Annotated in this window: 15 protein-coding genes and 2 pseudogenes; 8 read left to right on the top strand and 9 right to left on the bottom strand. The window is 63.4% G+C overall.

The annotated features are described in order from the left end of the window. Positions 1-96 precede the first annotated feature (96 nt). Positions 97-348: a hypothetical protein gene (locus ACIBH1_RS48890; protein WP_397321011.1), complete on the bottom strand. Its 252-nt coding sequence runs from the start codon at positions 346-348 to the stop codon at positions 97-99. On the opposite strand from ACIBH1_RS48890, the pseudogene ACIBH1_RS48885 reads away from it, so the two are divergent. Next, positions 347-694: pseudogene (locus tag ACIBH1_RS48885) on the top strand (transposase); the annotation flags it as partial. The gene ACIBH1_RS48890 and the pseudogene ACIBH1_RS48885 sit on opposite strands and share 2 nt — an antisense overlap. Before the next feature lie 12 nt (positions 695-706). Here ACIBH1_RS48885 and ACIBH1_RS48880 read toward each other — a convergent pair. The 5 genes from ACIBH1_RS48880 to ACIBH1_RS48860 form a co-directional block, all read right to left on the bottom strand. Next, positions 707-850 (bottom strand): hypothetical protein, encoded by a 144-nt coding sequence (locus tag ACIBH1_RS48880; protein ID WP_397321010.1) that lies wholly within the window; start codon positions 848-850, stop codon positions 707-709. A 67-nt stretch (positions 851-917) separates the two neighbouring features. After that, a complete protein-coding gene (locus ACIBH1_RS48875; protein ID WP_397321009.1) occupies positions 918-1,160 on the bottom strand; it encodes a hypothetical protein in 243 nt (80 codons plus the stop codon). 380 nt (positions 1,161-1,540) lie between these two features. Next, on the bottom strand, positions 1,541-2,407 hold the full coding sequence (locus ACIBH1_RS48870; protein ID WP_397321008.1) for an alpha/beta fold hydrolase: 867 nt from the start codon (positions 2,405-2,407) through the stop codon (positions 1,541-1,543). After that, positions 2,400-2,951, bottom strand: coding sequence for a dihydrofolate reductase family protein (locus tag ACIBH1_RS48865; RefSeq protein WP_397321007.1), 552 nt, complete (start codon positions 2,949-2,951; stop codon positions 2,400-2,402). Before ACIBH1_RS48865 ends, ACIBH1_RS48870 begins: the two co-directional genes overlap by 8 nt. Before the next feature lie 567 nt (positions 2,952-3,518). Further along, positions 3,519-3,662: a hypothetical protein gene (locus tag ACIBH1_RS48860; RefSeq protein ID WP_397321006.1), complete on the bottom strand. Its 144-nt coding sequence runs from the start codon at positions 3,660-3,662 to the stop codon at positions 3,519-3,521. Between the two features lie 129 nt (positions 3,663-3,791). Here ACIBH1_RS48860 and ACIBH1_RS48855 point away from each other — a divergent pair, with 129 nt between their 5' ends. From ACIBH1_RS48855 to ACIBH1_RS48840, 4 genes are all read left to right on the top strand, one after another. Beyond that, positions 3,792-4,688: a LysR family transcriptional regulator gene (locus tag ACIBH1_RS48855; protein WP_397321004.1), complete on the top strand. Its 897-nt coding sequence runs from the start codon at positions 3,792-3,794 to the stop codon at positions 4,686-4,688. Between the two features lie 153 nt (positions 4,689-4,841). After that, positions 4,842-5,123, top strand: coding sequence for a hypothetical protein (locus ACIBH1_RS48850; protein WP_397321003.1), 282 nt, complete (start codon positions 4,842-4,844; stop codon positions 5,121-5,123). Between the two features lie 143 nt (positions 5,124-5,266). Next, positions 5,267-5,737: a hypothetical protein gene (locus ACIBH1_RS48845; RefSeq protein WP_397321002.1), complete on the top strand. Its 471-nt coding sequence runs from the start codon at positions 5,267-5,269 to the stop codon at positions 5,735-5,737. A 54-nt stretch (positions 5,738-5,791) separates the two neighbouring features. Beyond that, positions 5,792-6,067: an integrase core domain-containing protein gene (locus ACIBH1_RS48840; RefSeq protein ID WP_397321001.1), complete on the top strand. Its 276-nt coding sequence runs from the start codon at positions 5,792-5,794 to the stop codon at positions 6,065-6,067. Positions 6,068-6,105: 38 nt separating this feature from the next. On the opposite strand, the gene ACIBH1_RS48835 is transcribed toward ACIBH1_RS48840, so the two are convergent. Beyond that, the gene (locus tag ACIBH1_RS48835) at positions 6,106-7,047 is read right to left on the bottom strand and encodes a hypothetical protein (protein WP_397321000.1); all 942 of its coding nucleotides are present in this window, start codon (positions 7,045-7,047) and stop codon (positions 6,106-6,108) included. Between the two features lie 102 nt (positions 7,048-7,149). After that, positions 7,150-7,923 carry a transposase family protein gene (locus tag ACIBH1_RS48830; RefSeq protein ID WP_397320999.1) on the bottom strand — a complete coding sequence of 258 codons (774 nt, stop codon included), beginning with the start codon at positions 7,921-7,923 and terminating at the stop codon, positions 7,150-7,152. Positions 7,924-8,650: 727 nt separating this feature from the next. On the opposite strand from ACIBH1_RS48830, the gene ACIBH1_RS48825 reads away from it, so the two are divergent. After that, positions 8,651-10,078 (top strand): WD40 repeat domain-containing protein, encoded by a 1,428-nt coding sequence (locus ACIBH1_RS48825; protein WP_397320998.1) that lies wholly within the window; start codon positions 8,651-8,653, stop codon positions 10,076-10,078. A gap of 291 nt (positions 10,079-10,369) precedes the next feature. Here the strand turns inward: ACIBH1_RS48825 and ACIBH1_RS48820 are convergent, their stop codons facing one another. After that, positions 10,370-11,047 (bottom strand): hypothetical protein, encoded by a 678-nt coding sequence (locus ACIBH1_RS48820; RefSeq protein WP_397320996.1) that lies wholly within the window; start codon positions 11,045-11,047, stop codon positions 10,370-10,372. A gap of 399 nt (positions 11,048-11,446) precedes the next feature. Between ACIBH1_RS48820 and ACIBH1_RS48815 the strand changes: the two are divergent. After that, positions 11,447-11,650: pseudogene (locus ACIBH1_RS48815) on the top strand (transposase); the annotation flags it as partial. Between the two features lie 106 nt (positions 11,651-11,756). Then, positions 11,757-11,936, top strand: a complete 180-nt coding sequence (locus ACIBH1_RS48810; RefSeq protein WP_397321012.1) for a hypothetical protein — start codon at positions 11,757-11,759, stop codon at positions 11,934-11,936. Positions 11,937-12,027 lie beyond the last annotated feature (91 nt).

Here is a 12,027-nt window from a genome sequence, read left to right as displayed (position 1 = left end):
GTTCAGGGGTAGATGTCGCAATCCACACCGAACCCGGAAGCCCTTCCTCATGCCAAAACGATCATCCCCTGTACTCAACCTCTGTGGTCAGTACAGCTAGCCGACCAGCTCGTGATCTTGGGACGAGACGCGGCCGGTGCGGGCAGGGGGACACTCCATGGGGGAGGCCTGCGAACGCTTGATCTGTTCGGCGGCCGGGGCTTCCTGCACTTCATCGTCGCCGACCACCTGCATCTTGTGCTGATCGTTCGTGTCACCTGGCTCGATTGAGGCAACTACCTCAGGTGCGTAGATTGCCGCTTGGCCTGCACGGACGTATTTTCGCAGGCGCAGGTTGGCGCCGGTCATCCTGACCGGCGCCAACCGCAACGACGTCACCCAACTGCGGCCGCTGCTGGAGGCCATCCCGAAGGTGCGCGGCAAGCGCGGCCGGCCCCGCCAGCGCCCCGACGTCGTGCTGGCCGACCGCGGCTACGACCACGACAAATACCGCCGCCTGGTGCGTGAGCTGCAGATCCGCCCACTCATCGCCCGGCGCGGCACCGAGCACGGCTCCGGCCTGGGAAAACAACGCTGGGGTGTGGAGCAGACCTTCGCCCTGCTCCACGCCTTCCGCCGCCTGCGCATCCGCTGGGAGGTCCGCGCCGACATCCACGAGGCCTTCCTCAAGCTGGCCTGCGCCCTCATCTGCTGACGACGCTTCACCTCATTGCGTTAGCAGCTCTAAGGCCAGCCGGTCATCCAGCCGTCTGCGTCCCGGATGCCGGAAACGGCGCTGACGCTGCGGCAGCAACGGTTTGATGACGTCCCACAGTTCGTCGCTGACCTCCCACGGCTTCAGCTTGGCCACGTGCGCTCCTCTCGCCCGGTTACAGCGAGAGATCAAAGCACAACAAAGATCATTCTGTTAGGAGCTCTTAGTCGTCGAGGCTGCCCAGGGTCAGGTTGACGATGGTGCCGGTCATGCCGCGAGCCTGGTCGGAGGCCATCAGGGCTACCATGTCCGCCATCTCCTCCAGCGTCATGAGGCGATGTGCGTGAGTACGGCCGGCGAGGACCTGCTGTTGCTGCTCCCAGGTGATGCCCAGGGCTTCGGCGCGGGGTTCGAAGGCCTCCCGGATGGTGTCGGTCTCCGACATCGCCTGCGGGCGCAGAGCCACGACGCCGCCCTTTCGAGGGGGCAGGTCGGCTTGCGCGCTCCATCGCCCGGTCCAGCAGGAACTGCTCCAGCTCCTTCATCTTCTGGCCGCCCGCCGGGGCGCTCTTCGACTACAGGTACTCGGCGATCTTTACCAGATGGTCCAGAAGACAGGCTGCGTGCGCTCGCCAGAGATCTCGAGCTCCGGCACGGCGACCGCGGGAGCAGCGGGGCAGCGGGAGCCATCAACGCGGCCACGACCGTGACCGCGGCGAGGGCCCTCGCCGCGGTCAGATTGACACATGCATTCCTTGATTGAATGAGCTGGCAGGCGTGCGGCCACGGCGGATACGATTGTGGCCGCACGCCCATCGGGCACGGCAGCTTCCGGGACGTGCGGGCCTATCGTCCTGCGAGCACTTCACGCAGCTTGGCGGCGAACGCGTCTGGTTCACCGGTCATGCCGTACTCGCCACCGAGGAACCCGCCGTGGTCGCCGGGGAACGTGACAGCGGTGCTGCCCAGCCGTTCGGCAACAGCCTGAGCCGCCCGATAGACCAGGATGCCGACAGATTCGGCGCCGACGGCCAGAACGATCTGGGCCGAGACGGCGCGCAGGGCGTCGAAGTCGGGCTGGTAGTGGGTGGCGCCGATCATGTTCTGGCCGAGCAGCGGATCGTTTCGCGATCCGTCGTCCGCGGTCGGCAAGCCATAGGCGACGGGGTCGGCGGGCTGCTCAGGGAAGCCGGCCGGGACGGGGCCGCGGATGGAGCTGAGCGCGATGAACTTCGCCATTCCCGCGCCGAACCCCGCACGCACATACGTTCGGTGAACGTCGACGACGGCGGCAAGGGCCTGCTCCCGGTCCGGCACGACCTGGGCAGCCGGGGGTTCGTGCGCCACCAGCAGGCGGACTTGCTCAGGATGAGCGGCCACCAGCGCGAGAGCGTTGACGGCGCCGCCGCTGCTGGCGAACACATCCACCGGCCCGGCATCCAGCGCGCCGAGCAGGCGATGCAGGTCGTCGGCGTGCTCGTCGGGTGTGTTCTGCGTGGCGCCGTCGGTGCGTGTGCTGCGGCCCGCCCCGCGTGGGTCGTAGGTCACGACCGTGCGGTCCTGGAAATGGCCGGCCAGGGTGGTGAACCCGGTGGCATCCATCGGCGATCCGATAAGCAACAAGGCCGGCGCGTCCAGGGACTCGGCCGATCGAATGTCGTAGTGAAGCTCGGCGCCGGGCACGTCGAGGGTATGGGCTTTCGGCTCATTCATGAGAGTTTCCCTTCGTGGGCTGGTAGCGCAGGTCGAGGACGCCCGTTTTCAGGACGGTGGAGGCGGTGAGGGTGAGCGGCACCTCGTCGAGGTCGTCGAAGAGCCGCCGCCCCGAACCGAGAATGATGGGGTGGACGAGCAGATGGAGCTCGTCGAGGAGCCCGGCGGCGAGCAGTGAACGCGTCAGCGTGATGCTGCCCGCGACCGCGATGTCGCGGCCGGGCTCCTGCTTGATCTTCGTCAGGGTGGTGGCCAGGTCGCCCCGGATGATGGTGGCGTGGTTCCACTCCGCTGTCTGCAGGGTCTTTGAGATCACCAGCTTGCGGAGGCCGTTGATCGCATCGGCCAGGTCGCCGTCGCGGTTGGGCCAGCTTGCCGCGAAGATGTCGTAGGTGGCGCGGCCGAGCAGCAGGGTGTCAGCGGTCCTATACACCTGTTGTACGGCGGCCAGCATCTCCTCTTCCACGTAGGGAAAGTGCCATGCCTCCGGGGCTTCCACGACGCCGTCGAGGGAGATGAACTCGCTCGCAACGATCTTTCTCATGAGGTTCCCTTCCAGGGGTGCATCTGTGCACCGGTTGAAGATCGGCGATCATCAGGGATGGGCGGTGTCGACGGTCTGGTCGGCGATGGCGTGGACGGTGGTGGCGGAGGTGGTGGCGGAGTTCCCTTTGAGGATCGCTCCGTGGTTGCTGGGCGCAGCAGCGGCATGAACCAGCTCAGCCGCCGAAACAGCTTGCGCATGCGCTGCTCCGTGGCCTCATCCAGCCAGTCGTAGGGGAAGGCGCCGTCGACCAGGACCGCTCCCTAGGACCAGCCCATCAGCAGCGCTCGCTCCACACGCCGTGCCGCAAGCCGGGTGGTGAACTGGCCGTTGAGGTGGAGCACCGGGATGCCGGGGCCGCTGGCTCGACCGCACCTGCTCCTCTCGCCCACGACTACGTCGACCGCCTCGTCGAAGCTCCCTGAACGAACTCCTCACCAGGTGAGGCGACCCTGCTGGACCACCCAGATCTGCTGACCGTCGAGGCCGCGGTGAGGGCCGGAGGCGCCGGCTCTCACCGCGGCGCCCGCGGGCAACACCTCGCTGCCACGCACCACTTGGACCACGTCACTGGCCGAGCCGTCCCGGCTGAGCGAGGCGAACCCCCTGATCGACCATGACTTCGAGAAAACCCAGGTGGGTGGTGAAGAACGTCCTGAAGGCCGCGACGTCCTCCACGGTCAGCGACACCGTCGTGGCGATGATGTTCATATCTCCCTCTGCTGTTGACCTCCGAAATAAGGGCTTTCGGATGAACAAATCCTCTACTGGCGTTACGAGGGGCATCAACGCCAAACTTGGACGACCATCCATAAGCCGCACTTATGAATCTGGAGCAGTGTGGAGCTACGTGACATCGAGATCTTCCTGACCCTGGCTGAGGAGCTGCACTTCGGCCGGACCGCCGAACGGCTTCACCTCACCCAGGCACGCGTCAGCCAGTCGATCAAAAAACAGGAACGCGCCATCGACGCCGCCTTGTTCGAGCGCACCAGCCGCAAGGTCACCCTCACTCCGATCGGCAGGCAGCTACGCGACGAACTGCAACCCGCCTACGATCAGGTCCAGCAGAGCCTGCAGAACGCCATCGCCGCCGGCCGCGGCATCACCGGCACCCTGCACGTCGGCTACTACGGATCCGACGCGGCCGGCGTCCTGCACACGGTGCGTGACGCGTTCTGCCTCCGACATCCCCACTGCGACGTGCGGATCGTGGAAATACAGCTCAACAACGGCCTGTCGTCGTTGCAGACCGGCCAGGTGGACATGCTCCTGACGCGCCTGCCCGCCGACCTGCCCGAGCTCACCGTCGGGCAGGCGCTGTTCGCCGAGCCGAAGGTACTCGCGGTGTCCTCCCAGCACCCCCTCGCGCGCCGTACGTCGCTCACCCTGGAAGACCTCGCCGACGTCGAGGTGCTACAAAATCCCAGCGCCATCGCGGACAGTTGGGATGAATACCATTCCCCCAAACACACCCCCAGCGGCCGGGCCATTCGGCACGTCCCAGGCGCCGAGACCTTTGTCGGGATGCTCGCGCTCGTCGCCGCCGGCAAGGGCGTCTACCCCGAAGGGGGCCGGTCGTCCCAGTACTACATCCGCCCCGACATCACCTACGTACCCTTCAGCGACACCCCGCCCCTGGAATGGGCGCTGATCTGGCTCAGCACACGCGAGACCGCCCGCATCCGCGCCTTCGACCAGACCGCCCACGACCTGGCGCGCGAAATCGGCGAGTGAGCGACGACTTCACGCTCGTGGAGCGAACGCCTATCCTGTGGGGCTCAAAACACGAATTACCGCCGACGCGGGAGTCCTTCGCTCCGTGGGACCGGGGGCTCCCTCAGGTCGTTAAGCGGCTGGCCCGGGTGCCTGGGATCATCTTTCGTGTTCTTGTCCACGGTGTACGCCGTCACCCGACGTCTTCTGTCCCTGCCCGCGATGCTGTTTCGCAAGGACGCCTTCAAGGAGGCAGAACTGCTGGTGCTCAGGCACGAGAACGCAGTCCTGCGCCGTCAGGTCCCGCGGGTGCGCTACGAGCCGGTCGATCGCTTGTGGTTGACGGCGCTCACACCTGATCGCCCGCCATCGCTGGGCGAAGATCTTTTCAGTCACTCCGGCCACTCTGCTGGCCTGGCACCGCAAGCTCGTGACGAACAAGTGGGACCACAGTAGGCGACGCCGCCCTGGCAGGCCACCCACCGCGGCTGCGGTCAAGGCCTTGGTGCTGCGGGTAGCCGCCGACATTCCCCGCCTGGGGCCACAGGCGGATCCACGGCGAGCTGACCTGCCTCGGTCACAAGATCGCCGCTTCGACTGTGTGGAACATCCTGAGCCAGGCCGGGATCGACCCCGCTCCGCGCCGCAGCGGGCCAACGTGGAAGCAGTTCCTGACCGCCCAGGCCGAGCACATCGTCGCCGTCGATTTCCTGCACGTCGACACCGTCAACCTCAAACGAATCTACGCCCTGGTCCTGCTCGAAAACCGCAGCCGCCGCGCTCACCTGCTTGGTGTCACCGCCAACCCGACACGGGCGTGGACCGCCCAGGCCGCCCGCAACTTCCTCATGGACACCGACACGACGAACATCAAGTTCCTGATCCGCGACCGCGCTGGCCAGTTCGCCGAAGCCTTCGACACGGTCTTCGCCGACGCGGGCCTGCGCGTCCTCAAGAGCCCGACGCAAGCAGAAGCCGGACCGCCACCCCGAGTCGACCTGGCCAGCCATCGGATCCACCGCAGAACCATCCTCAGCGGCCTCGTCAACGAGTACCAGATCGCCAGCTGACACCACGAAGAGCACACAGGTCAGACGCCGAATCCTATTATTGAGCCCCACAGGGTGCGCACCGTCCGAGCCGAATGCACCGACCGGATGCTGATCTACGACGAACGCCACCTTCGATCGGTCCTAAACGAGTACGTCGAGCACTACAACGCGGACCGCCCGCACCAGTCCCGCCGGCAACGCCCACCTGATCAAGACGAGGGCGTCGTGGTGTCGCTGGAAGGCCGGGTTCAGCGCCGGAGAGTGCTCAGCGGAGCCATCAACGAGTACCACCGAGCCGCCCAGCTGATCCGAAGAAACACCAGATCAGACCCTGTGTTCGACTTTTGAAGCGGCACAGGTATGCCTCAACTACAAAGGTGCCCGGCCTACGAGCCCGCCTGCCAGGAGAGCAACGCTTCCAGCATCGGAAGATTCTCGCGTTCAACGGTCATGGAGCAGTCCCTTAGCTTATCGAAGCCGTTAAGGGTGCGCCTTACTTCTCCCTCGTCATACGAAAGCCTCTCATAGTCTCCTTCCACAGTGAACTGTCCATGAGGCGAGTTGTCGCGTGCGCTCACCAGCCAGGTTCCAGATGTGTCTTTGGCTGCTACCCAGTCGTGCACATAGGGCTCGATCTCTGCCCGGTCTTGCCTTCCGAGTTGTCGCCACAGCAGAAGCCAGACGTTTATGCCTGCTTCGACGTGTGGGCGCAATATGTTGATCACCTGAGCAGGATCGATGATGCCGTCGAGTTTCTCATCTCCATAAATGACAAATATTCGCTCTATTTCAAGGCTTGGCTTCTCCGACTTAGCTAATGTTTGCCTGTTCAGATATGCAGAACCCAACTTGGAGTTCCAGTAGGGAAGGTTTCCGCAGTGCACAGCCTTGTATTTCATAAATGCAGTATGATTAACATGCTTCCAGCTATATGTTTTTCCTCTCTCGGTGCGTATATGCCTATTCTCTGCCATGTCTCTAGCGTACTCTTGCAATTCTAGAGCTAAAGAATCTCTCACTCTCTTGAGGTGTATCAGTCCTGCGCGATCGATCTCCTCCCATTTGGGAGAAAGCTCAAAGACGAACTTTCGCATAGATGTCGGCACGGAAGAAAACTTGGCCAAGTGTCTCATGGAATCTTTGTCTTGAATGTGCTCAAAATATATTTCAAAGCACACAGAAAGAAGTATGCCAATCATCGCAACGATGATGCCCATGTGCCAAGTTATGGAGGTGGAGGGAACGAAGGCGACAGTGGCCCCGATCGCAAGCGAGGTCAACGAGCCGACTGGCAGTGCCCGCTTCCACCAGGGCCTTTCCTTCGCCATGCACCCAGTTAATGGCCAGGAGAGAGACGGGTCAACATACGTAATTGCTCTCAGTGATTGCGTTTGAAGCATCATCGATATCAGGAGCCTTTTCCATCTTGATCAGCGGCCGTCCTCAGCGGCCTGAAGGACAAGGATGGCCTGCACGATCGCGGTAGCTCGGCGTGGGCAGCAGCGCAGGCGAGTCAGGATCTTCCAGGCCTTGAGGGTGGCCACCGCGCGCTCGCCGATGGCGCGGATGCGGGCGTGGGCGCGGTTGACCGACTTCTGATTGCGGGACAAGCGTGGGCGGTGGCGATGCCGCTTGAACGGGGTGCGGATGGTGCCGCCGGCACCCTGGTAGCCGCGGTCGGCGAAGGTCTTGATGCCAGCTCTGGTGAGGGCGTCGACCAGGCCTGTTGTGCGAGCGGCGGTCAGATCGTGGGTAGAGCCGGGCAGCGCGGGTGAGGCCCAGACCAGGCGGCCTGCCGGGTTGGCCAGGACCTGGACGTTGACGCCGTGGCGGTGGTGTTTGCCGGAGTAGTAGGGCTTGTCGTCGGCCAAGCGGTCGATCGGGATGAGGGTGCCGTCCAGGATGGCGTAGGCCAGGTGGGTGGCTTTCCCGATGGCGGCGCTCAGGTCGTCGGCGAGGAGGGTGAGCAGGTCGAGGGCTTCATGGACGTAGCGCCAGGCGGTGGTGGTGCCGATGCCGAAACCGCTTGCCAGACGGGCGTAGGTGTCGCCGTTACGCAGATGCGCCAGGACGAGTAACGCCTGGTCAGCGGCGTGCAGGCGGCGCCAGCGGGAGCGCTGCTCGGCCCGCCGGCCCCGCAGCAGATCGGCCAGGCGAGACAGCGTGCGAGTGGACAGCGGAATCGCGGCAGGGTAAGACAACACCCAGGACTCCTGGTGAGGACAACAGATCTTGGTCGACTGCTGTCTTACTGGGAGCCTTCCTCATCTCTCAAGCAGTCCCACGCGCCTGCCCTGACCAGCGCCATCAAGTTGGAAAAGCCTCTTGGCACTACCGCCGATCCGACCGCGGCCTGGGTCACTCAAGCGATGAGAAACATGGTCATGGACCTGGAGGATGCGCGCTGCAGGGTGCGCTTTCTGATCCGTGACCGAGGCGGTAAGTTCCCCGCTCTCATGGAGGAGATCCTCGCCGAAGTCGGTATCCAGACCGTGCTCGCCGGCATCCGGATGCCGCGGATGAACTCCATCATGGAGAGTCGGGTGCAGACCTGCCGCAGCGCGCTCCTAGACCGGTGCTTGCTCTGGACGAACGCCACCTACGCTACGTGCTGGCCGAGTAGGAGACGTTCTCCAACGAGCATCGCGCTCATCGAGCCCTTGGCCAGGCGGCTCCACTTCGCGCAGTCCCCTGACCCGATCACCGATCCGACGCGCACCATCGAACATCGGCCGGCACGACCGGCTCGAAGGCATCCTCCACGACTACTCACACGCCGCTTGAACTGCACGGACGCAATTTCGGCAGGCGCAGAGCCCAGGGAGGCCTGTGTATTCGCCCGCGACCCGCGGGGTGAACTGCCGCGTTCGGACTGCTCTAGTCATAGAACTATGGCTCCTCACAGATTGGACCCAGGCGGACTGTGAAGACATGACGCTTTCGATGTTCCTCGCACCAGCATGGTGGGATCCGAAGAATCGGACCATGATCCTGGATCCAGGCACAATCGTGTGTGGCCTGCTCTCGGTGGACGAGGGAGTGCTCTCCTTCTCCGCTGAGGACGAGGACGGCGACACGGTCGTCCTATTCGCGTACGCGGTGGAGGATCTCACCGTGACCTGGCTGGACATGCGCTCGGCCGGCGACCTGCACACTCCAGGCGGAACACACAGGGTCTATCTCGGGCCCCCGACGGGTGGCGTGCCAGGGCTCAGCCAAAGCCAGCTGGACACCCTCGCCGGATACGCTCAGCAGCTGGCCGACCTTGTGGACCAGTACAGCCTGATCTCTGAGGACTCCGCAGACATGGGAGACTCTGCCGAGGTGACCAATCTGGCAAGTTGGGCTGGGTTGGCTGGGGACATGGTCCAGATGGTTGGAGCCGTCACCGATCTGGTTCGTATTCGACGCAGATTCCGGGCTCTGAAACTGCGCCTGGCCGACCCGAATGAGCGAGCTCGGCCAGTCTTTGGCGAGACGGCACTACGCTTCGTGTACGCGCATGAATCCGGCTACTGCACGCGAGCTGCCTTTAGCCCTGACGGTACCCGTATTGCCGTGGGATGCAGCGACGGGACGATCCGCTTCGTGGACCCCATGGACGGCCGAGACCTCGGGCAGCTAAACGCTGAGGGAGACGACCTCGTCATAGAGGACGTGGCCTATAGCCCGGAGGGCGATCTCCTGCTCACGGCCGTCTCCGACGGAACTGCGCGGATCTGGAACCTGGGAACAGGCGAAGAGATTCTTCAGCTACCGCACGGCGACACGATCGATCGCGCCTTCTACAGTCCCGATGCCTTCCTGATTCTCACATTCGACTGCTCACTCACGGTCAAGTTGTGGCTGGCCGAAACGGGCGAGTTTCTGGGGGACGCCGATGACGATGAAGTGTCCAAGGCAACCTGCGCGGCTTTCCATCCAGCGGCAGACCGGCTGGCACTGGGATCGTTCGGGCGCTTCTCCATCGAGGACCTCGACGGTCAGCACTCCCGCTCAGAAGTCGAGTGTGACGACGACGTCGTCCAAGCCGTCGCGTTCCATCCTGGTGGCTGGCTAGGTGTAGGTGGCGACTCCGGCTGGATCCGACTCTACGACGTGGACAGCGACAACCGACTCCTTCTTGAGATCGACAGCGGGTCCGATGTTGGTCACCTGTGCTTCAGTCCCAACCATGCCTGGCTCGCCGCCAGCGGCCAGGACCAAGTCACCATCTGGGACGGAGCAACCGGTGCACTACTCGCTGACCTCAGCCGTGAGGGCCAGGCGGCAACCGTTTGGGCAACCTGCTGGAGTCCGGATTCAAGGATCCTCGCTGTTGCTGATACCACTTTACGCGTGTACAGCATCCAGAATTGATTAGGTCGTCGACCCCACGCACCTCCTGCCCATGATTCAGTACGGGCTTGTAGCAACGGCATGATCACCTCCCACATCTCGTCGCTGATCTCCCACGGCCTCAGCTTGGCCGCTCGCGCTCCTCTCACCCAGTCAGCGATAGATCAAAGCACAACAACGATCATTCTGTTAGAAGATCTGAGAGCAGGGATATCATCTAGTCTGCTGATTGCACAGTCGGTCGACAGGGCGGTTAGCTCGGGCCATCTGTGCACAGTCGATTACTATCTAGCGCATCGGATGCGCTGGCGTCTACGCAAAGCACCATTTGCGCCAGAATCTTGCTCGGTCGTTCCAGCCCAGGTCTCCGAGATTGTTCACCCGCGTTCGATGAGACAGCCAGAGGGTTCCGTCTTCTGGAAAGGGCGTGATCTGCAAGGTGATCCCAGAGTATGAGGTCATTACGTCGACCGACGAGATCCTCAGGTCGGCGTTCTTCCAGCCCCACCAGAGGAAGCCGCACGCCCAGGCCTTAGACAGATCGCTCACCCCAGAGGTGGTGTCCGTGAGGCGCCAGCCGCAGCCGCGTAAGTCTATATCCTCCCAGAATTCCACGACACCGGAGTCCGCAGGCAGCGGATTCGTCCCCCCGCCAGCGATTTTGCAGCCGCTTCCGCCCACGATCGGCGATCCGGGAGGGCGAGGGGCGCCGGGAATGGAGACCGCTTCCGAAGCCGAGGCTGCTTGGAGCTGATAAGACTTCGCCTCTTCCAGATTGGTGAAGATCTGGAGACGTCCGCCTGTGAACGAGTCCTCGCCGAGGACTGTATGGAGTGGAATCCCGTGGAGGTCGAGCACCCGGGTCGCAGCCACCGCATGTCCGTCCAGGTCCACCGGCAGACAAGGAACCCCGTGCCGGAGATGCCGGGAACGGATGGTCGCGTCGACACCCTTTGACCAGGGAAAACGAATCGCCATGTAGAAATCCATCGGAGCTAGGTGTGGATGAGCCAGGTAAGTAGATTGGAACTTCGGATGTACGGCGTGTCAATGTCGACGGTCGAACTACACGAACGTGCATAGGAACGAGTTCTGAGAAGAAAAGGAGTTTCTGGGGTTGGAACGGATTTCTGGTGCTACTTTGTTGATCTTCTCTGGTAACTCGTGCGGATGCACGCCACCGACGGCTATTCCATCGACCAACCAATGGAGATTCTCTCCATTGGCCGCGCCACCGTTTATCGAGTTCTCGAGCCGGCAGCAGCCGCGACCAGTAAGAGATGATGAGACGTCGACTCGTTCAGGGTGTCACCGCAGAGAAGGTCAATCGAAGAGTGGGCTTGATCCGGTTTGACTGACATCCGAGATCAGGGGCTTGTCCCCGAAAGGATGTCCATCATGGAGAGCATGGGGAAGAAGCCTCGTCCTCGCCGCTCGTTCACGCCGGAGTTCAAAGCCGAGCTTGTCGAGTTGTGCCAGCGCGGTGACCGCTCGGTCGGGCAGGTGGCCAAGGACTTCGACCTGACCGAGACTGCGGTGCGACTGTGGGTGCGTCAGGCCGAAGTGGATGTCGGCCAGCGGGACGGGCGCACCAGCGGCGAGCGGCAGGAACTGGAGGCGGTGCGGCGAGAGAACCAGCGTCTTCGCCAGGACGTCGACGTGCTCAAGCGAGCGCGGTTTCCTTCTCACAGGAGACCCGGTGAGCGAGCATCCGTTCATCGAGGCGGAGAAGCCGGGCGGCCACAGCGTCAAGCGGGCGTGCGAGCTGCTGGGAGTCTCCCGTGCCGCCTTCTATGCCCGCCGCAGCGCGACGCCTGGGCCGCGTGCCGTGCGCGACGCCCAGTTGGCCGAGCGCATTACCGAGGTGCACGCCCGCTAGGAGCTGTTTGAGGTTCGGATCATGTGGTTGAGGCGAGGAGTTTCAACCACATGATTGAGCCTCGGAGGTGGAGCCCGGCCACGTAGCTTTC

Origin of the sequence: Nonomuraea sp. NPDC050663 (genome assembly GCF_044456985.1) — a bacterium.
GTDB lineage: Bacteria > Actinomycetota > Actinomycetes > Streptosporangiales > Streptosporangiaceae > Nonomuraea.
The sequence above is the reverse complement of the archived record's forward strand: the minus strand, read 5'-3'. Positions and strand labels throughout refer to the sequence as shown.

Bases quoted from the DNA above. Each gene is read 5' to 3' on its own strand.
- ACIBH1_RS48865 (WP_397321007.1), bottom strand. From the start codon at position 2,951: ATGAGAAAGATCGTTGCGAGCGAGTTCATCTCCCTCGACGGCGTCGTG.
- ACIBH1_RS48825 (WP_397320998.1), top strand. From the start codon at position 8,651: ATGACGCTTTCGATGTTCCTCGCACCAGCATGGTGGGATCCGAAGAAT.
- ACIBH1_RS48820 (WP_397320996.1), bottom strand. From the start codon at position 11,047: ATGGATTTCTACATGGCGATTCGTTTTCCCTGGTCAAAGGGTGTCGAC.
- ACIBH1_RS48860 (WP_397321006.1), bottom strand. From the start codon at position 3,662: ATGAACATCATCGCCACGACGGTGTCGCTGACCGTGGAGGACGTCGCG.
- ACIBH1_RS48870 (WP_397321008.1), bottom strand. From the start codon at position 2,407: ATGAATGAGCCGAAAGCCCATACCCTCGACGTGCCCGGCGCCGAGCTT.
- ACIBH1_RS48890 (WP_397321011.1), bottom strand. From the start codon at position 348: ATGACCGGCGCCAACCTGCGCCTGCGAAAATACGTCCGTGCAGGCCAA.
- ACIBH1_RS48835 (WP_397321000.1), bottom strand. From the start codon at position 7,047: ATGGCGAAGGAAAGGCCCTGGTGGAAGCGGGCACTGCCAGTCGGCTCG.